17 protein-coding genes are annotated in these 19,875 nt (G+C 63.3%); 3 read left to right on the forward strand and 14 right to left on the reverse strand.

The annotated features are described in order from the left end of the window. Positions 1-5: 5 nt before the first annotated feature. The 8 genes from ccoG to ccoN (PSTAB_RS08675) form a co-directional block, all read right to left on the reverse strand. Positions 6-1,418 carry a cytochrome c oxidase accessory protein CcoG gene (gene ccoG, locus PSTAB_RS08640; RefSeq protein ID WP_013982572.1) on the reverse strand — a complete coding sequence of 471 codons (1,413 nt, stop codon included), beginning with the start codon at positions 1,416-1,418 and terminating at the stop codon, positions 6-8. Between the two features lie 137 nt (positions 1,419-1,555). Continuing rightward, positions 1,556-2,473 (reverse strand): cytochrome-c oxidase, cbb3-type subunit III, encoded by a 918-nt coding sequence (gene ccoP, locus PSTAB_RS08645; protein ID WP_011912988.1) that lies wholly within the window; start codon positions 2,471-2,473, stop codon positions 1,556-1,558. Next, positions 2,474-2,659, reverse strand: coding sequence for a CcoQ/FixQ family Cbb3-type cytochrome c oxidase assembly chaperone (locus PSTAB_RS08650; protein WP_003294837.1), 186 nt, complete (start codon positions 2,657-2,659; stop codon positions 2,474-2,476). 6 nt (positions 2,660-2,665) lie between these two features. Continuing rightward, entirely contained in the window at positions 2,666-3,277 is a 612-nt protein-coding gene (gene ccoO, locus PSTAB_RS08655; protein WP_011912990.1) for a cytochrome-c oxidase, cbb3-type subunit II, read from the reverse strand. A gap of 12 nt (positions 3,278-3,289) precedes the next feature. Beyond that, positions 3,290-4,717, reverse strand: coding sequence for a cytochrome-c oxidase, cbb3-type subunit I (gene ccoN, locus PSTAB_RS08660; protein WP_011912991.1), 1,428 nt, complete (start codon positions 4,715-4,717; stop codon positions 3,290-3,292). Positions 4,718-5,069: 352 nt separating this feature from the next. Further along, positions 5,070-6,005: a cytochrome-c oxidase, cbb3-type subunit III gene (gene ccoP, locus PSTAB_RS08665; protein ID WP_013982573.1), complete on the reverse strand. Its 936-nt coding sequence runs from the start codon at positions 6,003-6,005 to the stop codon at positions 5,070-5,072. A 98-nt stretch (positions 6,006-6,103) separates the two neighbouring features. Then, positions 6,104-6,715 (reverse strand): cytochrome-c oxidase, cbb3-type subunit II, encoded by a 612-nt coding sequence (ccoO, locus tag PSTAB_RS08670; RefSeq protein ID WP_013982574.1) that lies wholly within the window; start codon positions 6,713-6,715, stop codon positions 6,104-6,106. 13 nt (positions 6,716-6,728) lie between these two features. After that, entirely contained in the window at positions 6,729-8,153 is a 1,425-nt protein-coding gene (gene ccoN / locus PSTAB_RS08675; RefSeq protein ID WP_013982575.1) for a cytochrome-c oxidase, cbb3-type subunit I, read from the reverse strand. A 61-nt stretch (positions 8,154-8,214) separates the two neighbouring features. On the opposite strand from ccoN (PSTAB_RS08675), the gene PSTAB_RS08680 reads away from it, so the two are divergent. Beyond that, positions 8,215-8,907: an alpha/beta family hydrolase gene (locus tag PSTAB_RS08680; RefSeq protein WP_041771710.1), complete on the forward strand. Its 693-nt coding sequence runs from the start codon at positions 8,215-8,217 to the stop codon at positions 8,905-8,907. Between the two features lie 41 nt (positions 8,908-8,948). Here PSTAB_RS08680 and PSTAB_RS08685 read toward each other — a convergent pair whose 3' ends face one another. Further along, positions 8,949-10,517 carry a methyl-accepting chemotaxis protein gene (locus PSTAB_RS08685; protein ID WP_013982577.1) on the reverse strand — a complete coding sequence of 523 codons (1,569 nt, stop codon included), beginning with the start codon at positions 10,515-10,517 and terminating at the stop codon, positions 8,949-8,951. A 349-nt stretch (positions 10,518-10,866) separates the two neighbouring features. After that, on the reverse strand, positions 10,867-13,542 hold the full coding sequence (gene acnA / locus PSTAB_RS08690; protein ID WP_013982578.1) for an aconitate hydratase AcnA: 2,676 nt from the start codon (positions 13,540-13,542) through the stop codon (positions 10,867-10,869). Between the two features lie 173 nt (positions 13,543-13,715). Between acnA and rlmM the strand changes: the two genes are divergently transcribed. Together rlmM and tusA are read left to right on the forward strand one after the other, a co-directional pair. After that, positions 13,716-14,765 carry a 23S rRNA (cytidine(2498)-2'-O)-methyltransferase RlmM gene (gene rlmM / locus PSTAB_RS08695; protein ID WP_013982579.1) on the forward strand — a complete coding sequence of 350 codons (1,050 nt, stop codon included), beginning with the start codon at positions 13,716-13,718 and terminating at the stop codon, positions 14,763-14,765. 72 nt (positions 14,766-14,837) lie between these two features. After that, positions 14,838-15,089, forward strand: a complete 252-nt coding sequence (tusA, locus tag PSTAB_RS08700; protein ID WP_011912999.1) for a sulfurtransferase TusA — start codon at positions 14,838-14,840, stop codon at positions 15,087-15,089. Positions 15,090-15,130: 41 nt separating this feature from the next. Here tusA and PSTAB_RS08705 read toward each other — a convergent pair whose 3' ends face one another. From PSTAB_RS08705 to coxB, 4 genes are read right to left on the reverse strand one after another with little or no spacing between them, the layout of a single operon-like run. Then, the gene (locus PSTAB_RS08705; RefSeq protein WP_041771711.1) at positions 15,131-15,985 is read right to left on the reverse strand and encodes a cytochrome c oxidase assembly protein; all 855 of its coding nucleotides are present in this window, start codon (positions 15,983-15,985) and stop codon (positions 15,131-15,133) included. Continuing rightward, positions 15,976-16,335 carry a hypothetical protein gene (locus PSTAB_RS08710; protein ID WP_013982581.1) on the reverse strand — a complete coding sequence of 120 codons (360 nt, stop codon included), beginning with the start codon at positions 16,333-16,335 and terminating at the stop codon, positions 15,976-15,978. Before PSTAB_RS08710 ends, PSTAB_RS08705 begins: the two co-directional genes overlap by 10 nt. Beyond that, complete coding sequence (gene ctaD, locus PSTAB_RS08715; protein ID WP_013982582.1) at positions 16,335-18,863, reverse strand: cytochrome c oxidase subunit I; 2,529 nt, start codon at positions 18,861-18,863, stop codon at positions 16,335-16,337. Before ctaD ends, PSTAB_RS08710 begins: the two co-directional genes overlap by 1 nt. Further along, positions 18,860-19,750 carry a cytochrome c oxidase subunit II gene (gene coxB / locus PSTAB_RS08720; protein ID WP_041771712.1) on the reverse strand — a complete coding sequence of 297 codons (891 nt, stop codon included), beginning with the start codon at positions 19,748-19,750 and terminating at the stop codon, positions 18,860-18,862. The genes ctaD and coxB overlap by 4 nt, the downstream gene beginning before the upstream one ends. Positions 19,751-19,875 lie beyond the last annotated feature (125 nt).

Here is a 19,875-nt window from a genome sequence, read left to right on the forward strand (position 1 = left end):
CCTTTCTAGCGGATGCTTGGGCCGATGAAACGGCTGTCGGCATCGTCGTTGATCGATTCGTCGTCTACCGAACGGACATGGAAGACGATCTCATTGGTGCTCGAGGGCAGCTTCTCCGGTGCGATGGACAGTTCCACCGGCACGGTCACCAGCTCACCCGCTTCGGCCCGTATCTCGCTGCGGCCCTCATAGACCAGGCCGTCGAGACCCGAGGCCTCGATCACGAAAGTCTGCTCGCGCTGAGCCTTGTTCATGACCTTGAGGGTGTACACGTTCTCGATATTGCCTTGCTCGTTCTCGCGATAGAGCACGCGATCCTTGAGCACGTCCAGCTTGACCAGCGGGCGATCATACACGGCATAGGTGAACAGCCCCATCATCGCCAACAGCGCGACGGCGTAACCGATCAGCCGCGGACGCAGCAGATGGGTCTTCTGGCCGGACAGGTTGTGTTCGGTGGTGTAGCTGATCAGCCCGCGTGGGTAGTTCATCTTGTCCATGATCGCGTCGCACGCATCGATACAGGCCGCGCAGCCGATGCATTCGATCTGCAGGCCGTCGCGGATGTCGATACCGGTCGGGCAGACCTGCACGCACATGGTGCAGTCGATGCAATCACCCAGGCCCATGGCCTTGTAATCGGCGTCCTTCTTGCGCGGGCCACGCTTCTCGCCGCGGCGCGGATCGTAGGAAACGATCAGCGTGTCCTTGTCGAACATCACGCTCTGGAAGCGTGCGTACGGGCACATGTAGATGCAGACCTGCTCGCGCAGATAGCCGGCGTTGCCGTAGGTGGCGAGCGTGAAGAAAGCCACCCAGAACAAGGCCCAGCCGCCAACCTGCAAGGTGAGCAGGTCAGGTACCAGTTCGCGGATGGGGGTGAAGTACCCGACAAAGGTGACCCCCGTCGCGAAGGAGACGAACAGCCAGATGCTGTGCTTGCCCAGCTTGCGGATGAACTTGCCGCCGCTCATGGGAGCCTTGTCCAGCTTCATACGCTGGTTGCGATCACCCTCGGTGACCTTTTCGGCCCACATGAAAACCCAGGTGAACACGCTTTGCGGGCAGGTGTAGCCGCACCATACGCGGCCGGCGAACACAGTGATGAAGAACAGGCCGAAGGCGCAGATGATCAGCAGCCACGACAACAGCATGAAGTCCTGAGGCCAGAAGGTAGCCCCGAAGACATGGAACTTGCGCTCCGGTAGATCCCACCAGACAGCCTGTCGGCCGTTCCAGTTGATCCATGCGGTGCCGAAATAAAGGATGAAGAGAACCGCTCCGCCGACGCGGCGGACATTGCGAAACAGGCCGGAGAAGGCTCGGGTGTAGATTTTTTCACGCGCGGCATAGAGGTCAGCGGACGCTCCTGCCTTGGACGGAGGGGTTACATCACGAACGGGGATCTGCTCAGTCATCGAGTGCGTACCACGGCGGAAGGTGGGTGTCCCAGTCGATACGTGCCAACCGGGATCATTTTTCTGTCCAGCTGCGAATGGTACGCCCGGAGCGTTGAGGTCGGGTGTGACAGGTCGTCACTCCCGACCCCGGTCGATCACTGCTCCGGTTGCTGCGACAGGCTGTAGACGTAGGCTGCCAGCAGGTGAACCTTGTCATGGCCAAGGATCGCTTCCTGGGCAGGCATGCGGCCATTGCGACCGTAGCGCAGGGTCTGTTGGATCTGAGCGAAGCTCGAACCATACAGCCAGACGTTGTCGGTCAGGTTCGGCGCGCCCATGGCTGTAACGCCCTTGGCTTCCGGTCCATGGCAGACTACACAGTTGGCCGCGAAGATTTTTTGACCCTGCTCAATGTCGACGCTGATACCCTCTGGGGTATCACGGCCGGACAGGCTGCGAACGTAGCCAGCCACGTTGCGAATGCCTTCTTCGCCGATCACGTCCTTCCACGCCGGCATTGCAGCCTGACGGCCATGCAGGATGGTGGTCTTGATCGTCTCGGGCTCGCCGCCCCACAGCCAATCATCGTCGGTCAGGTTGGGGAAGCCATAGGCGCCCTTGGCGTCGGAGCCGTGGCAGACGGAGCAGTTGGAGGCGAACAGACGGCCACCCATCTTCAGCGCCTGCGGGTCCTTGGCCACTTCCTCTACCGGCATGGCGGCGTATTTGGCGTACAGCGGGCCGTACTGCTCGTCGGCCTTGTCCATCTCGCGCTGCCATTCCTTGACCTGAGTCCAGCCGTCCTCATAGCCCGGCAGCAGGCCTTTCCAGTTGCCCAGGCCGGGGTAGAGCGCCAGGTAGCCGAGCGCGAACACCACGGTGCCGACGAACAGCATGAACCACCAGCGCGGCAGCGGGTTGTCGTACTCCTCGATGCCGTCATAGGAGTGGCCAACGGTTTCTTCGGTGCTGTCAGGGCGTTGGCCCTTGCGAGTTGCCAGTAGCAGCCAGACCAGCGCGGCAATGGTGCCGAGGCTCAGCAGGGTGACGTACCAACTCCAAAACGAGGTCATTTATTTCTTACTCCTGGAAGCTTCTTCATCACGCTTCTTGGCGTCGGTCTCGTCGTCCGCGAAGGGCAGGTTGGCGGCTTCGTCGAAGCTTTGCTTGCGTTTGCTGCTGTAGGCCCAGAGCACCACGCCAATAAAGGCGACGAATACCAGAATTGTGCCCAGGCCACGAAGAGTCCCGATTTCCATCATGCGTTACCGTTTGTTGGTGAGTGCGGTGCCGAGTACTTGCAGATAGGCCACCATGGCGTCCATCTCGGTCTTGCCACGAACGGCATCCCGGGCGCCGGCGATGTCTTCGTCGGTGTAGGGCACGCCGAGGGTGCGCAGCGCCGACATCTTCTTGGCGGTGTCCTTGCCATCGAGGGTCTTCTCGACCAGCCACGGGTAGGACGGCATCTTCGACTCGGGCACGACGTTGCGCGGGTTGTACAGGTGCGCACGGTGCCAATCATCGGAGTAGCGGCCGCCGACACGGGCCAGGTCCGGACCGGTACGCTTGGAGCCCCACAGGAACGGATGGTCGTAGACGCTTTCGCCGGCGACGGAGTAGTGGCCGTAGCGCTCGGTTTCGGCGCGGAACGGGCGCACCATCTGCGAGTGGCAGCCCACGCAACCTTCGCGGATGTACAGGTCACGGCCTTCCAGTTGCAGCGCGGTGTACGGCTTCATGCCCTCGACCGGCTCGTTGACGGCGTCCTGGAAGAACAGCGGGACGATCTGGGTCAGACCACCGATGCTCACCGCCAGGATCATGAACAGGGTCAGCAGACCGATGTTCTTTTCAAGTATTTCGTGGTTCTTCATCTATCCGTTTCCTCAAGCGATCTGCGCGGCAGCGTCGTACTGGGCTGCTTTGGCGACACGCACGGTGCGCCAGGTGTTGTAGGCCATCAGCAGCATGCCGGCGAGGAAGAAGGCGCCGCCGAGCGCACGGACGATGAAGCCCGGGTGGCTGGCTTCCAGCGCTTCGACGAAGGAGTAGGTCAGGGTGCCGTCTTCGTTGATTGCGCGCCACATCAGGCCCTGGGTGATGCCGTTGACCCACATCGAGGCGATGTAGAGCACGGTGCCGATGGTGGCCAGCCAGAAGTGCGCATTGATCAGGCCGATGCTGTGCATCTGCTCGCGACCGAACACTTTCGGGATCAGGTGGTACATCGAACCGATGGTGATCATCGCTACCCAGCCGAGGGCGCCAGCGTGTACGTGGCCGATGGTCCAGTCGGTGTAGTGGGACAGGGCGTTGACGGTCTTGATGGCCATCATCGGACCTTCGAAGGTCGACATGCCGTAGAACGCCAGCGAAACCACCAGGAAGCGCAGGATCGGATCGGTGCGCAGCTTATGCCAGGCGCCGGACAGGGTCATCATGCCGTTGATCATGCCACCCCAGCTCGGTGCCAGCAGGATGATCGACATCACCATGCCCAGGCTCTGCGCCCAGTCCGGCAGGGCGGTGTAGTGCAGGTGGTGAGGACCGGCCCAGATATAAAGGGTGATCAGCGCCCAGAAGTGGACGATCGACAGGCGATAGGAATACACCGGACGCTCGGCTTGCTTCGGCACGAAGTAGTACATCATGCCAAGGAAGCCGGTGGTCAGGAAGAAGCCCACGGCGTTGTGGCCGTACCACCACTGCACCATCGCATCGGTCGCGCCCGAATAGATCGAGTAGGACTTGAACCAGCTCACCGGGATTTCCAGGTTGTTGACGATGTGCAGCATCGCCGTCACCAGGATGAAGGCACCGAAGAACCAGTTACCCACATAGATGTGCTTGGCCTTGCGCTTCATGATGGTGCCGAAGAACACGGCAATGTACGACACCCATACCAGGGTGATCAGGATGTCGATCGGCCATTCCAGTTCCGCGTATTCCTTGGAGCTGGTGAAGCCTTGCGGCAGCGTGATGACCGCCAGCACGATCACGGCTTGCCAACCCCAGAAGGTGAAGGCAGCGAGACCATCGGAGAACAGTCGCGTCTGGCAGGTGCGCTGAACCACGTAGTAGGACGTGGCGAACAGTGCGCAACCACCGAAGGCGAAGATCACCGCGTTGGTGTGCAAGGGACGCAGACGACCGAAGCTCGTCCACGGCAGGTCGAAATTGAGCGAGGGCCACACCAGCTGCGCGGCGATGAAAACACCCAGGCCCATCCCAATGATTCCCCACACCACCGTCATGATGGCGAATTGGCGAACCACCTTATAGTTATAAGCAGTCTCACTGATTGCTGTGCTCATGCAAGGCTTCCACGCTAATAGCATTTTCGAAGGCAAAAACGGCGGCAAGTATGGAGAAAGCAGGGGGGCAATGCAAACCGCGCCCAGGCTGTCTTTGCTGGCCAAAACCCTGATTTAAAGCGTTTTCCGTGTGCTGTGCAGGGAGGTATCGCACCACGCCGGTGCGTAGGAAATTACGATTGCGCCTTATGGTTCTAGGCGGGATGGCGAATCGGAAGCACAGCTTAGAAGTGCTAGCGCGGAGGGGGAAGGACGTTGGTCAGTTTGCGATGCGACAGATAGTCGCAGAGTAGCGGAAGTTGCCTGGGGACAAGGCGAGAAGGGCGGTACGAGTGTACCGCCCTTTTGGGGCTCACTGGTTAGCGAGTTGTTCCGGTTTTTGCGACAGGCTGTAAACATAGGCGGCGAGCAGGTGAACCTTGTCGTCGCCCAGATATTGCTGCTGAGCAGGCATCTGGCCATTGCGACCATGGCGAATGGTCTGTTGCAGTTGGCCGAGGCTCGAGCCATAGATCCAGCCGGAAGCATGCTGCAGGTTCGGCGCGCCCAGCGCGGCCATGCCTTCGCCACCCTGGCCGTGGCAGACGGCGCAGGTCTGCGCATAGACCTCCTTGCCTTTGCCCAGATCTGCATCGGTGCCTTCCGGCAGCGGCAGACCGGCGAGTTCGTTGCGCACGAAGGCGGCGACGTTCTTCACGCCTTCTTCGCCGATGGCTTGGCCCCAGGCCGGCATTGCTGCGATACGTCCGTTGAGGATGCTGGTTTTGATCGAAGCGGCATCACCACCCCAGCGCCAGTCTTGGTCGGCGAGGTTCGGGAAACCTAGCGAACCCTTGGCATCGGAACCGTGGCAGATGGAGCAGTAGTTGGCGAACAGGCGAGCGCCCATTTTCACGGCTTGCGGGTCCTGTGCCACTTCTTCCACTGACATGGCAGCGTACTTGGCGAAAATCGGACCGTACTTTTCATCGGCCTGAGCAACTTCGCGTTCCCACTGCTTCTCTTGAGTCCAGCCACCCTCGTAGCCTGGCAGAACGCCCTTCCAGTTACCCAGGCCGGGGTAGAGCACCAAGTACAGGATGCCGAACACCAGGGTGCAAATGAAGAGCAGGAACCACCAGCGCGGCAGCGGGTTGTCGTATTCCTCGATGCCATCGAAGGCATGTCCCATCGTTTGATCCGTAGTGCCGGCGGATTCGCCCTTGCGGGTGGCGAAGATCAACCAGAACAGAGCGACGATGGTGCCCAGCGTCAGCAGGGCGATGTATCCACTCCAGAAAGTGCTCATGTGCTACTCCTGGACAGCCCGAGCAACTCTGGCTGTCCGCGATTGAAGTCCCTGACGGCTGATTTGCCAGCCGGTCATTTTTTCTTGGTCAGTACGACTCAGCGCTTATTGGTCAGAGCTGTGCCGAGTACCTGCAGGTAAGCCACCATCGCATCCATCTCGGTTTTGCCGTTGACGGAGTCCCGAGCGCCGGCGATGTCCTCTTCGGTGTAAGGAACGCCAAGCATGCGCAGAGCCGACATCTTCTTGGCAGTGTCCTTGCCGTCGAGGGTGTTCTCGACCAGCCACGGATAGGACGGCATCTTCGACTCAGGAACTACGTTGCGCGGGTTGTACAGGTGCGCACGGTGCCAGTCATCGGAGTAGCGGCCGCCGACACGGGCCAGATCCGGTCCGGTACGCTTAGAGCCCCACAGGAACGGATGGTCGTAGACGCTTTCACCGGCCACGGAGTAGTGGCCGTAGCGCTCGGTCTCGGCGCGGAAGGGGCGGATCATCTGCGAGTGGCAGCCAACGCAGCCCTCGCGGATGTAGAGGTCCCGGCCTTCGAGCTGCAGCGCGGTGTAAGGCTTCATGCCTTCAACCGGCTCGTTGACGGAGTCCTGGAAGAACAGCGGGACGATCTGGGTCAGACCGCCGATGCTTACCGCCAGGATCATGAACAGGGTCAACAGACCTACGTTCTTTTCTAGTTTCTCGTGCGATTTCATTTACCTAGGCTCCTCAGGCGATCTGCGCGGCAGCGTCGTACTCGGCGGGCTTGGCAGCCTGCACGGTGCGCCAGGTGTTGTAGGCCATCACCAGCATGCCGGCGAAGAAGATCGCACCACCGATCATTCGCACTACGAAGCCGGGGTGGCTGGCTTCCAGCGATTCGACGAAGGAATAGGTCAGCGTGCCGTCGTCGTTGATTGCACGCCACATCAGGCCCTGCGCGATACCGTTGACCCACATCGAAGCGATGTAGAGCACGGTGCCGATGGTGGCTAGCCAGAAGTGGGTGTTGATCAGACCGATACTGTGCATCTGCTCGCGGCCGAACACTTTCGGGACCAGGTGATACAGCGCGCCGATGGAGACCATTGCAACCCAGCCGAGGGCTCCAGCGTGTACGTGGCCGATGGTCCAGTCGGTGTAGTGGGACAGGGCGTTGACGGTCTTGATCGCCATCATCGGACCTTCGAAGGTCGACATGCCGTAGAACGCCAGCGAAACCACCAGGAAGCGCAGGATCGGGTCGCTACGCAGTTTGTGCCAGGCACCCGACAGCGTCATCATGCCGTTGATCATGCCGCCCCAGCTCGGAGCCAGCAGAATCAGCGACATCACCATGCCCAGGCTCTGCGCCCAATCTGGCAGCGCGGTGTAGTGCAGGTGGTGCGGGCCGGCCCAGATGTAGACGGTGATCAGTGCCCAGAAGTGAACGATCGACAGGCGATACGAATACACCGGGCGCTCGGCCTGCTTAGGCACGAAATAGTACATGATCCCGAGGAAGCCGGCGGTGAGGAAGAAGCCCACGGCGTTGTGGCCGTACCACCATTGCACCATCGCATCGGTCGCACCGGCATATAGCGAATAGGACTTCATCGCGGTAACCGGGATTTCCAGGTTGTTGACGACATGCAGGATCGCCACGGTCAGGATGAAGGCACCGAAGAACCAGTTACCGACGTAGATGTGCTTGACCTTGCGCGTCGCCAGCGTGCCGAAGAAGACGATCGCATAGGCCACCCAGACGATGGTGATCAGGATGTCGATCGGCCACTCCAGTTCCGCGTATTCCTTGGAGCTGGTGAAGCCCAGCGGCAGGGAGATCGCGGCGAGCAGGATGACCAGCTGCCAGCCCCAGAAGGTGAACGCGGCCAGCTTAGGCGCGAACAGGGTGGTTTGGCAGGTGCGCTGAACCGAGTAGTAGGAAGTCGCGAACAGAGCACAGCCGCCAAAGGCGAAGATCACCGCGTTGGTGTGCAATGGGCGAAGACGACCGAAACTGGTCCACGGGAGGTCGAAGTTCAGAAATGGCCAGGCCAATTGTGCTGCGATGAAAACGCCGAGCCCCATCCCGACGATTCCCCACACCACCGTCATGATGGCGAATTGGCGGACCACCTTGTAACTGTAGGCGGTACTGGTTGCTGTGTTCATGTATGGGCTTCCATCCACGGGTAATGAGCAGTTTTTCTTTCTAATAGAAAGCGGGGCAAGAATGGGGAAAGGGCAATCTGCCGGTATTGACGCGGGTCAATACACACAATGTGACAAAGGGCATCTCATCGGCTGGAACCATCCTCGGGGCGCGGCGTCGGCCAGCCTGATTCTGGCCCACGGCGCCGGTGCGCCGATGGACAGTCCGTTCATGGAGCAAATGGCTGTGCGCCTTGCCGCGCGCGGGGTTGCGGTGTGCCGCTTCGAGTTCGCCTACATGGCGGCGCGACGCCAGGGAATGGGCAGACGCCCGCCCAGTCCGCAGGCTCAGTTGCTCGCACAATGGCGGGAAGTCCATGCGCTGGTGCGACAGCAGGCCACAGGACCGCTGGCCATCGGCGGCAAGTCCATGGGCGGGAGAATGGCGAGCCTGTTAGCCGATGAGCTGGAGGCCGAGGCACTGGTGTGCCTGGGCTATCCGTTCCATCCCGCGGGGAAGCCGGACAAGCCTCGAGTGGCCCATCTGCAAGGGCTGAGGGCGCCGACGTTGATCGTGCAGGGCGAGCGCGATGCACTCGGTGATCGCGAGCGGGTGGCGCAATACCCGTTGTCGCCTGCGATCGCCCTGCATTGGCTCGCTGCGGCGGACCATGATCTGAAGCCGCTGAAGCGCTCGGGGCTGACCCACGAGCAGCATCTGGACGAAGCGGCGGACGTCATCGCCGCGTTTCTGGGCGGGCTTTCAAGCCCCTGAGAAGTGGCAGCGAGCACCTGCGACGCTCGCTGCACTTGCGCTCAGCGGTTGAAGCGTTCGACCAGTGCGTACTGCCCCTGCGCCGTTGCCGCGAGGTCCTCGCTGAGCAGCGCCGAGCTACGGGCGTCGCCGGCGGTCTGGTCGGCGAGGCGGGCGATGGTGCTGACGTTGTGGCTGATCTCGTCGGCGACGGCGCTCTGCTCTTCGGTGGCCGAGGCGATCTGGGTGGTCATGTCGATGATATTGCCCATGGCCTCGTTGATGCCCGTCAGCGCCTGGTCGGCCTGGAGCACCTGCTCGACGCCGCGGCTGGCATGGACCCGACCGGCCTCGGTGGTCTGCACGGCGTGGCGTGCCTGCTGCTGCAGCTTTTCGATGAGCTGGTGGATCTCGCCGGTGGCCGCCCCGGTACGCTGGGCCAGCTGGCGTACCTCGTCGGCAACCACGGCGAAGCCGCGGCCGCTCTCGCCGGCGCGCGCCGCCTCGATGGCGGCGTTGAGTGCCAGCAGGTTGGTCTGATCGGCGATGCTCTTGATCACGTCGACCACGCTACCGATCGCCTCGCTGTCGCTGGCCAACTGATTGACCGCTTCGCCGGTCTTGGCCACCGAGTCGGAGAGTTGCTGGATGGCCTTGCGCGTCTCGGCGGTGACTTCCCGGCCGTGGACAGTCAGGCGGCTGGCTTCACGGGTGGCGTCGGCAGCCAACGCAACGTTGCTGGCCACTTCCTGCGTGGTTGCGGCCATCTCGTTGATGGCCGTGGCCACCTGCTCGGTTTCCTGATGCTGCTGCACCAGGCCGTTGGCACAGTTCTGAGCCAGCGTGTCGGCCTCCTTGGCCTGACCCTGCAGCTGCACGGCGGTGTCCTGCAGGCGTGTGAGGCAGGTCTTCAGGTGGGCCTGCTGGCTGAGCATGGCCATTTCCAGCTGCGCTTCGACGCCGCGGCTATCGGTGTACATGCGCGCGATCAGCGGATCACTGGTGCTCTGCTGCGCCAGCTGCATCAGCCGGCGCAGGCCACGCTGCTGCCAATGCAGGCCGGCAAGGCCGAGCGGAATCGACAGCAGGGCCGCTGCCATGAAGCCCGCGGCATGGTCGAAGAATGCACCGAGCAGAAAGCCGATCTGGCCCACCAGAATAAACGGCAGCCACTTCATCAGTACGGGTAGCCAGACGTCGCTGCGCGGTACGCCGCTCTTGCCCGCATTCAGTCGTGCGTAGAGTGCTTCGGCGCGCTGGATCTGCTCGCGCGTCGGCTTGGTCCGCACCGATTCGTACCCGGTGACCTGCCGCTGCTGATCGAGAATCGGCGTGACGTAGGCATTGACCCAATAGTGGTCACCGTTCTTGCGGCGATTCTTGACCACGCCCATCCACGGCTTGCCTTGCTTGAGCGTCGTCCACATATGCTCGAACACCGCGGGAGGCACGTCCGGGTGGCGCACCAGGTTGTGCGGCGCGCGGATCAGCTCGTCGCGAGCGAAGCCACTGACTTCGGCGAAGATGTCGTTGCAGTAGGTGATCTGCCCTTTCAGGTCGGTGGTCGAGATGAGGCGTTGCTGGTCGGGGAAGGCATATTCACGCTGGGATACGGGCTGGTTGTTACGCATCGACTTTTCACGCCTGGCATTGAATGTTCGGAGGAGCGCGCCTGACCTTTGATGTTCTTCTGAGTCTGGGCTGACCTATGGGTCGGCCATGGCGTGGCGTTCTTGAGACGGCAAAGCTGATTCGAGGATCAACTTTGGTCGAAAGGCGACTGACGGCAGATTCGGCTTAATGGTTCTGCAATCTTTTTGCGAGAGGGTTAATGCGTGTCCGGACGTTCCGGTCGGCGGGGCGGTGGCGAAGTCAGGGACCGGACAGCGTGCATGGATGTTCAGGCGGCTGGAGATTGGACGCCAGAGGACGGCGAGACGCCGGTGCGAACGGATTCGCACCGGCGTTTTTTCTGCCTGATCAGCTGCCGATTAGCTGGCGCAATACGTAGTGCAGGATGCCGCCGGCCTTGAAGTACTGGACCTCGTTCAGCGTGTCGATGCGGCTCAGCACCTGGAACGAATCGCGCGAGCCGTCCTGCCGTTCCACGTCGACGGTGAGCAGCTGGCGTGGCTTGATGTCCGCGCCGAGCCCTCGGATCGACAACTTCTCCGTGCCGTTCAGACCCAGCGACTGACGCGTCTGCTCGCCGACGAACTGCAGCGCCAGCACGCCCATGCCGATGAGGTTGGATCGGTGGATGCGCTCGAAGCTCTCGGCGATGACCGCCTTCACGCCCAGCAGGTTGGTGCCCTTGGCGGCCCAGTCACGGCTGGAGCCGGTGCCATACTCCTTGCCGGCGATCACCACCAGCGGCACGCCTTCGGCCTGATAGCGCATGGCGGCGTCGTAGATCGACAGCTTTTCACCACTCGGCTGGTAGAGCGTGTTGCCGCCTTCCTCGCCGCCGAGCATCTCGTTCTTGATGCGGATGTTGGCAAAGGTGCCGCGCATCATCACTTCGTGGTTGCCGCGGCGCGAGCCGTAGGAGTTGAAGTCTTCCGGCGCCACCCCCAGCGATTGCAGGTAAAGGCCGGCCGGCGAACTCGCCTTGATGTTGCCGGCGGGCGAGATGTGGTCGGTGGTGATGGAGTCACCGAACACCGCCAGAACCCGGGCATTCTCGACGTCCGCCGGCGGCGTTGGTGGCTGGCCGATATCTTCGAAGTAGGGCGGGTTCTGCACGTAGCTGGAGCTGGCATTCCACTGATAAGTGTCGCCGGCGCTGACCGGAATCTTCTGCCAGTGCTCGTCGCCGCTGAATACGTCGGCATAGCGGCTGCGGAACATCTCGCCATCGATACGCGCCACCGCTTCGGCGATTTCGGCGCTGCTCGGCCAGATATCCTTCAGGTACACCGGCTGATTCTGGTCGTCGTAGCCCAGCGGCTCGCGGTCCATGTTGATGCGCGTGGTGCCGGCCAGGGCGAAGGCGACCACCAGCGGTGGCGAGGCCAGCCAGTTGGCCTTGACCAGCGGGTGCACGCGGCCCTCGAAGTTGCGGTTGCCGGACAGCACCGACGATACGATCAGGTCGTTGTCGGTAATCGCCTGGCCGATGGCATCCGGCAACGGTCCGGAGTTGCCGATACAGGTGGTGCAGCCATAGCCCACCAGGTTGAAGCCGAGCTGGTCCAGATAGCGTGTCAGCCCGGCCCGCTCGAGGTAGTCGGTGACCACCTTGGAGCCCGGCGCCAGTGAGGACTTGACCCAGGGCTGACGCTTGAGCCCGCGCTCAACCGCCTTCTTGGCGACCAGGCCGGCGGCCATCAGTACATTGGGGTTCGAGGTATTGGTGCAGGAGGTGATTGCCGCGATGACAACCGCGCCGTGCTTGAGGTGGAAGTTCTCGCCCTTGACCTCCACCGAGGTGTCGGCCTGCTGCTTGCGCCCGCCGGTTTCCAGTAGCAGGTCGAAGTTGGCGCCGATATCGCCAAGCGTGACCCGGTCCTGCGGGCGCTTGGGCCCGGCTACGGACGGCTGCACCTGGGCCAGGTCCAGCTCCAGGGTGGCGGTGAACACCGGGTCCAGCGAATTGCTGTCACGCCACATGCCCTGCGCCTTGCTGTAGGCCTCGACCAGGGCAATGCGCTCCTCGTTGCGGCCGGTCAGGCGCAGGTAGTCGATGGTGATCTGGTCGACCGGGAAGAAGCCGCAGGTGGCGCCGTACTCGGGCGCCATGTTGCCGATGGTGGCACGGTCGGCCAGCGGCAGGTGATCCAGCCCCGGGCCGTAGAACTCGACGAATTTGCCGACCACGCCGTGCTTGCGCAGCATCTGCGTCACGGTTAGCACCAGGTCGGTGGCGGTGACGCCCTCGTTGAGCTTGCCGCTGAGGCGGAAACCGATCACCTCGGGAATCAGCATCGATACCGGTTGGCCGAGCATCGCCGCTTCGGCCTCGATGCCGCCGACACCCCAGCCGAGCACGCCGAGGCCATTGATCATGGTGGTGTGCGAATCGGTGCCGACCAGGGTGTCCGGGTAGGCGACGGTTTCGCCGTTCTCTTCGCGGGTCCAGACAACCTGGCCGAGGTATTCCAGGTTGACCTGGTGGCAGATGCCGGTACCCGGCGGCACCACGCTGAAGTTGTCGAAGGCCTGCTGGCCCCAGCGCAGGAACTCGTAGCGTTCACCGTTGCGCTGCATCTCGATCTCGACGTTCTGCTCGAAGGCCTGGTCGCTGCCGAAGCGGTCGACCATCACCGAGTGGTCGATCACCAGGTCCACCGGCGACAGCGGGTTGATCTTCTGCGGATCATCGCCGGCCCTGGCCACGGCATCGCGCATGGCCGCGAGGTCGACTACTGCCGGGACGCCGGTGAAGTCCTGCATCAGTACCCGGGCGGGGCGGTACTGGATTTCCTGGTCCGAGCTGCGGGTTTGCAGCCAGCTCACCAGCGATCTGAGATCGTCGCTGCGTACGGTCACGTCATCTTCCCAGCGCAGCAGGTTCTCCAGCAGCACCTTGAGGGAGGTGGGCAGTCGGCTGATGTCGCCCAGCTGGGCGGCTGCGTCGGGGAGGCTGTAGTAGTGGTAGGTCTTGCCGGCAACCTCGAGGCTGCGGCGACATTTCAGGCTATCCAGGGAAGGCATTCCTCATCTCCTTGTGCCCACACGGTGAGGGCTGGCTGATGAACGAGCTTTGAAACTAGCCCTTGGGCAGGTGTTTCGCTACTGCACTGGACCGGGCGATGCGGGCGAGGGTTCCCGCGGTCGGCTATGATGCGCGGCTTTGGCGCAGACCCGACCGCTCACAGGATCCGAACATGAATACATTGTTGCTGCATTGCCGCCCCGGGTTCGAAGGCGAGGTCTGTGCCGAAATCAGTGAGCACGCCGCCATCCTCGAAGTCGCCGGCTATGCCAAGGCGCGGCCTGACAGCGCCTGTGCCGAGTTCATCTGCAGCGAGCCCGGCGGCGCCGAAAGGCTGATGCGCCGGCTGCGCTTCGCCGATCTGATTTTTCCGCGGCAATGGGCACGTGGCGCCTACCTGCAGCTTCCGGAAACCGATCGCATCAGCGTGTTGCTGGCGCACCTGGCGGACTACCCGGTGTGCAGCAGCCTGTGGCTGGAGGTGCTGGATACCAACGATGGCAAGGAGCTTTCCAACTTCTGCCGCAAGTTCGAGGCGCCGCTGCGCAAGGCGCTGGTCAAGGCCGGGCGCCTCGACGAGCAGGGCAAGGGGCCGCGCCTTCTGCTCACGTTCAAGAGCGGTCGCGAAGTATTCGTCGGCATCGCCGAGGCGAACAACAGCGCGCTGTGGCCGATGGGCATCCCGCGCCTGAAGTTTCCGCGCCAGGCACCCAGCCGCTCGACGCTCAAGCTGGAGGAGGCCTGGCACCATTTCATCCCGCGTGAGCAGTGGGATACGCGGCTGGCGGCGGGCATGACCGGCGTCGATCTCGGCGCGGCGCCGGGCGGCTGGACCTGGCAGCTGGTCAACCGGCATATCAAGGTCAGCGCGGTGGACAACGGGCCGATGAACGCCGACCTGATGGATTCCGGGCTGGTGGAACATTTTCGCGCCGACGGCTTTACTTTCCGCCCGAAAAAGCCGGTGGACTGGATGGTCTGCGACATCGTCGAGAAGCCGGCGCGCAATGCTGCGCTGCTGGAAACCTGGATCGGCGAGGGCCTGTGCCGCGAGGCGGTGGTGAACCTCAAGTTGCCGATGAAGCAGCGCTACGCCGAGGTCAAGCGCCTGCTCGAACGTATTGCCGACGGGCTGGCCGAACGTGGCGTCAAGGCCAGTATTGGCTGCAAGCAGCTGTATCACGACCGGGAAGAGGTGACCTGTCACCTGCGCCGCCTCTGATCGTTGATCGGCAGCGGATGACCTGTTCTCCCGCTTGCGCCACAATGCACGCCTGTTTTCCGGAGCCCTCTGATGAGCCAATCAGCTGAAATGACTGTCGACGCCGTTCTCGACGCCACCGGCCTGAACTGTCCCGAGCCGGTGATGATGCTGCACAACAAGGTGCGCGACCTGGCTGGCGGGGCCATGCTCAAGGTCATCGCTACCGATCCCTCGACCCAGCGCGACATTCCCAAGTTCTGCGTGTTCCTCGGCCATGATCTGGTCGAACAGCAGGCCGAGGCCGGTACCTATCTGTACTGGATTCGCAAGAAACTCGACTGACCGCGCCTTCCCGCAGGGCCGACGCTCGGTGCCGTTGCGTGTCAGAGATCCGGCGCGGCGGCTTGCGTATTCTGCCGCCGCCACATGCGGGTCAGCCAGCGCCAGGCGATCCATCCGCCGCCGATCAGGTAGATCAGCCCCCCCGGCACCCACATGATCAGCCCGGCCAGCTGCTGATCTTCCACTGAGCGGCCTTCACCGTAGAACGACACGCTACCGAAGGTGAGCAGGGCGCCCAGCAGACCGGTGTGCATCAGCGTCAGCAGCACCGCCATCAGTGCCTGTGGAACCTGCTTCGGGTTTGCGCGCAGCACCGACCACCAGAACAGCCAACCGGTGAACAGGAAGCATGCATGCTCGAAGGCATGCCACCAGAGGTTGTCCAGCGCCAGCACATAGAGCTTCGGTGTGTGCCAGATCCAGATCACCGCGCCATGCAGCAGCGCCAGCAGCGTGGGGTAGCGCCCGGCACGCAGGATGCCGGTCCACAGCGGCTGGGCGAAGCGCCCGGTGACCCCGCGCCATTGCGGCAGCGGTCGCGCCAGCGCCCACAGCGGGGCGATCACGATGATGAACAGCATGTGTTGGGTCATGTGCCAGGCCGTGCTGGTTTCCGCCCAGTCGTCGATGGGGCCGAACACCGAGAACACCACCAGCAGCATTGCCGCGTGAAAGCAGAGGGCTTCATGGCGCCGCGGCGCAACCTTGCGACCGCCGAGCAGGTACAGCAGCCAGGCTGCTGCCACCAGCAAAGCGGTCAGCAGCAGCGGCGCGCGGTCGAGCACATGGGCGTCGAACAGGCCGTGGGCGAAGGCCGGCGTCGATACACTCAGGGCTGCCGGCAACGCCAGCAGTCCCGGTGGCACTCGCCGTTTGGCTCGGGAGATCACAGGCATGGCGGTATCTGCAACAGCGGAATGCCGACGAACAGCGTGGCCAGGGCCGCGATGAAGTGAATCCCCGCAGCGATCTTGGTGACGAACTGCTGCCGTTCGTTCTGTTCCTCCGGTGCCCGCGACAGACGCCAGAAATAGCGCGCCATCCACAGCAGCAACGCAAGGGTCAGCAGGGTCAGGGCACCCAGGCTGCCGTTCAGCCAGTTCCATACGCCCTGGGCCGGGTCGGGCGGGCTGAGCTTGCAGATCACCGCCTGGCCGCCATACATGGCGACGAACCACAGGCTCCAGATGATCAGGCCGATCGGAATCTGGATCGGATGGTAGGGCGACGTCCGCGCATACCTCATCACGCACCTCCCCAGGTGGCCGGAAACAGCACGATGGCCGCATAGCTGACCCAGAGCACACCCAGGTTGTAGTACCAGAGCTGCTCGACCACGACGGGCTCGTATGGCGCCTTGTCGCCCACGTAACCGAGGGCTACGCGCCATGCCTGCAGACCGGTGAGCACCGCTGCCAGTGTGCAATGGATCAGGCTGTACGCGAGCATCACGAACACCACGGCATCATGTGCGGTTTCGGTAGGTGCCAGCCCCGCGCTCAGCATCAGCCACAGCAGCATCACCGACTGCGCCAGTGCCAGCAGCCCCAGCCACGCCAGCTGTGCCATCAGCCCGTGGTGCGTGCCGGCCCGCAGGCGCTTGATCAGACGGTGCAGCCAGAGCGTGCCCGCGCTCAGCAGCACGGCGCTGGCGAACATCAGCCAGCCGTTGAGCTGGCTCTCCGGCACCCGCCATTGCGGCGAAACGGTCCAGAGGTAGAACCAGCCGAACAGCAGCGACAGATACAGCGCGCCGTTGGCCAACAGCGTTACGCCCATGCCCCACAGGCCCGGCCCGTCGAAGGTGCGTGAATGCAGCGGCGGCTCACCGGGCTGGGTATGGGCATCCGGCGCGGCGGCGGGGTGGGCACCGTTCTCCCACGACCAGCGCAGCAGTACCACCACCGTCGCCACGGTCGCGCCGAGGGCGACCCAGTAGAACTTGTTCAGCAGGCTGAGGCAGAGCACGGCGAGGAACACGGACGCGATGAACGGCAGCCAGCTGTTGCCCGGTAGGTGAATGATCTCTCGGACCTTGCCGGTCAGCGGGTCGCTGCCCCAGGTCTCCCGGCGGCCATGATCGATTACCGTCAGCGCGTGCTCGCCTCGGGCTACGCTGTCTGGCAGGTCCGGGTCCTTCCATAGCGGGTGGCGATCGGTTACGTCCGGCAGGCTGACGAAGTTGTAGGCGCTCGGTGGCAGGCAGGTGGCCCACTCCAGCGTATCGGCCTGCCAGGGGTTCTTCGGCGCCGGCTTGCCGAAACGGAAGTGCAGCACGATGTCGAGCAGGATGGTCGCCACGCCCACCGCCATGATGAAGCTGCCGATGGAGGACACCAGGTTGGGCATGTCCCAGCCCAGTCCCGTGTCATAGGTGTAGACCCGGCGCGGCATGCCGATCAGCCCGGTCCAGTGCATGATCAGGAAGGTCACGTTGAAGCCGATGAAGAACAGCCAGAAGCCCCAGCGGCCTAGCCGTTCCGATGGCATGCGCCCGGAGAAGTGCGGCAGCCAGTAGTACAGCCCGGCCATCAACGGAAAGAACATGCCGCCCACCAGCACGTAGTGCATGTGAGCAACCACGAAGTGGGTGTCGTGCACCTGCCAGTCGAACGGCACCAGCGCCAGCATCACCCCGGTCAGCCCGCCGGCGACGAAGACGATGAGAAAGCCCACCAGCCAGAGCATTGGCACCTTGTATACCGGCTTGCCGAGCCAGAGCGTTGCCAGCCAGGCAAAGATCTGCACCCCGGTGGGGATCGCCACCAGCATGCTCGCCGCCGAGAAGAACGCTGTGGCCAGCTGCGGAATGCCGACCGTGAACATGTGGTGCACCCACAGCCCGAAACTGATGAAGCCGGTGGTCAGCACGCCCAGTACCACCCAGCGGTAGCCCACCAGCGGACGCTGGCAGAACACCGGGATCAGCGTCGAGACGATGCCTGCCCCCGGCAGGAAGATGATGTACACCTCGGGGTGGCCGAACAGCCAGAACAGGTGCTGCCAGAGCACCGGGTCACCGCCCCGGGCGACATCGAAGAATGGCATACCGGCCGCGCGCTCCAGCTCCAGCAGAATGGAGCCTAGGATCAATGGCGGGAAGCCGACCACGATCATCATGGCCATCACCAGGATGTACCACGCATAGAGCGGCATCTTGTGCAGCGCCATGCCGCTGGCGCGGGTGCGCAGGATCGACACCACCAATTCGACGCCCGCGCTCACCGCGGAAATCTCGACGAAGGTGATGCCCAGCAGCCAGAAGTCCGAATTCACGCCCGGCGTGTGGGCGGAACTGGACAGCGGCGTGTACATGAACCAGCCGGCCTTTGGCGCGATGTCGAGAAAGATGCTCGACAGCAGGATCAGCCCGCCGAACAGGTAGCAGTAGTAGCCCAGCGCGGAAAGCCGCGGGAATACCAGGTCGCGGGCGCCGATCATCTTCGGGATCAGGTAGACCGCCAGCCCTTCCATCATCGGCACGGCGAAGAGGAACATCATCACCGTGCCATGCATGGTGAAGACCTGGTTGTAGACGTCCGGCTCCATCAGCTCGTAGCCGGGCAGCGCGAGCTGCGTGCGGATCAGCATCGCCAGCAGACCGCCGACGAGGAAGAAGAAGGCGCCGGTCACCAGGAATCGAAGGCCGATGCTGGTGTGGTTGACGATGGTCAGCGCGCGCCAGCCGCGCGGGTTGCCCCACACCTCGTTGAACTGGTCGTGCAGCTGGTCAGGGTCGGTGGCGGGGGCGCCAGTGTTATGAGTCGGGGTCATGGAGCGAGCGTCTCCAGCCAGTCGGCAAGCTGGCCGAGGGTTTCTTCGGGAATGTCGTCGTGGCGGGGCATGGCAATGCCGTACTTGATGCTCTGATGATCGCTGAGCCAGCGGCGCAGGCCTTCGGCGTCGTTGGCAATCACCCCGGCGCCCAGCGTCGGGCGGGTCGCCAGGTCGCTCAGATCCGGGGCGCGATTGCCGTCACTGACACCGGCGACGCGGTGGCACTGCCCGCAGCGCTCGTCGAACACCTGACTGGCGGCGCCGCCCGGCGGCTGGTGCTCACGCCCGGTGCGGGCCTCGATCCAAGTGGCGAACGCATCGGCTTCGAGAGCTTCGACATGCAGGATCATGTGCGCGTGCTGGCTGCCGCAGAACTCCGAACACTGCCCGCGGAAGACGCCAGTCTGGGAGGCCTGCAGACGCAAGGTGTTGGTCCGCCCGGGCACCATGTCCAGTTTGCCGCCCAGTCGCGGCACCCAGAACGAATGGATGACGTCGGCACTGGTCACCTCGACGTCGACGGGTCTATCTATCGGCAGGATGAACTGATTGGCGGTCACCACGCCGCTTTCCGGGTAACGCACCTCCCACCACCATTGATGGCCGATCACCTGGACACGCAGCGGCTGTTCGCCTTCCACCGGCAGCGGCAGCATGCTGCGTCCGGTAGGGATGCCGAAGGCCAGCAGCGCGACGATGCTGACCGTGGGCAGGACGAGGCCGCCACCGATGATCCAGCGCCGGTTGATGCGCTTGGCCTCTTCGGCGCTGTGGGTGCGCGGCTGACGCAGCATGGCGTAGATCCACAGCGCGCTGACCACCACCAGCACCACCACGGAGAAGCCGAACATCGCCCACCAGACATTAGCCACATCGCGCGCCATGGGTCCGGCCGGCGACAGCGCCGATTGCGGCCCCTCGCAGCCGAGCAGCGAAGGAACTGCCAGCGCCAGCGTGGTCCATTTGAAAGGGTTGCCGCCTCGTCTCGTTGAGCGGGCGGCCTGTTTCA

This window comes from Stutzerimonas stutzeri (assembly GCF_000219605.1).
Lineage (GTDB): Bacteria > Pseudomonadota > Gammaproteobacteria > Pseudomonadales > Pseudomonadaceae > Stutzerimonas > Stutzerimonas stutzeri.

What these genes read in the sequence shown, in the direction of transcription:
- ccoG (WP_013982572.1), bottom strand. Translation starts at nt 1,418, where the DNA reads ATGACTGAGCAGATCCCCGTTCGTGATGTAACCCCTCCGTCCAAGGCA.
- ccoP (WP_011912988.1), bottom strand. Translation starts at nt 2,473, where the DNA reads ATGACCTCGTTTTGGAGTTGGTACGTCACCCTGCTGAGCCTCGGCACC.
- PSTAB_RS08650 (WP_003294837.1), bottom strand. Translation starts at nt 2,659, where the DNA reads ATGGAAATCGGGACTCTTCGTGGCCTGGGCACAATTCTGGTATTCGTC.
- ccoO (WP_011912990.1), bottom strand. Translation starts at nt 3,277, where the DNA reads ATGAAGAACCACGAAATACTTGAAAAGAACATCGGTCTGCTGACCCTG.
- ccoN (WP_011912991.1), bottom strand. Translation starts at nt 4,717, where the DNA reads ATGAGCACAGCAATCAGTGAGACTGCTTATAACTATAAGGTGGTTCGC.
- ccoP (WP_013982573.1), bottom strand. Translation starts at nt 6,005, where the DNA reads ATGAGCACTTTCTGGAGTGGATACATCGCCCTGCTGACGCTGGGCACC.
- ccoO (WP_013982574.1), bottom strand. Translation starts at nt 6,715, where the DNA reads ATGAAATCGCACGAGAAACTAGAAAAGAACGTAGGTCTGTTGACCCTG.
- ccoN (WP_013982575.1), bottom strand. Translation starts at nt 8,153, where the DNA reads ATGAACACAGCAACCAGTACCGCCTACAGTTACAAGGTGGTCCGCCAA.
- PSTAB_RS08680 (WP_041771710.1), top strand. Translation starts at nt 8,215, where the DNA reads ATGGGGAAAGGGCAATCTGCCGGTATTGACGCGGGTCAATACACACAA.
- PSTAB_RS08685 (WP_013982577.1), bottom strand. Translation starts at nt 10,517, where the DNA reads ATGCGTAACAACCAGCCCGTATCCCAGCGTGAATATGCCTTCCCCGAC.
- acnA (WP_013982578.1), bottom strand. Translation starts at nt 13,542, where the DNA reads ATGCCTTCCCTGGATAGCCTGAAATGTCGCCGCAGCCTCGAGGTTGCC.
- rlmM (WP_013982579.1), top strand. Translation starts at nt 13,716, where the DNA reads ATGAATACATTGTTGCTGCATTGCCGCCCCGGGTTCGAAGGCGAGGTC.
- tusA (WP_011912999.1), top strand. Translation starts at nt 14,838, where the DNA reads ATGAGCCAATCAGCTGAAATGACTGTCGACGCCGTTCTCGACGCCACC.
- PSTAB_RS08705 (WP_041771711.1), bottom strand. Translation starts at nt 15,985, where the DNA reads ATGCCTGTGATCTCCCGAGCCAAACGGCGAGTGCCACCGGGACTGCTG.
- PSTAB_RS08710 (WP_013982581.1), bottom strand. Translation starts at nt 16,335, where the DNA reads ATGAGGTATGCGCGGACGTCGCCCTACCATCCGATCCAGATTCCGATC.
- ctaD (WP_013982582.1), bottom strand. Translation starts at nt 18,863, where the DNA reads ATGACCCCGACTCATAACACTGGCGCCCCCGCCACCGACCCTGACCAG.
- coxB (WP_041771712.1), bottom strand. Translation starts at nt 19,750, where the DNA reads ATGGCGCGCGATGTGGCTAATGTCTGGTGGGCGATGTTCGGCTTCTCC.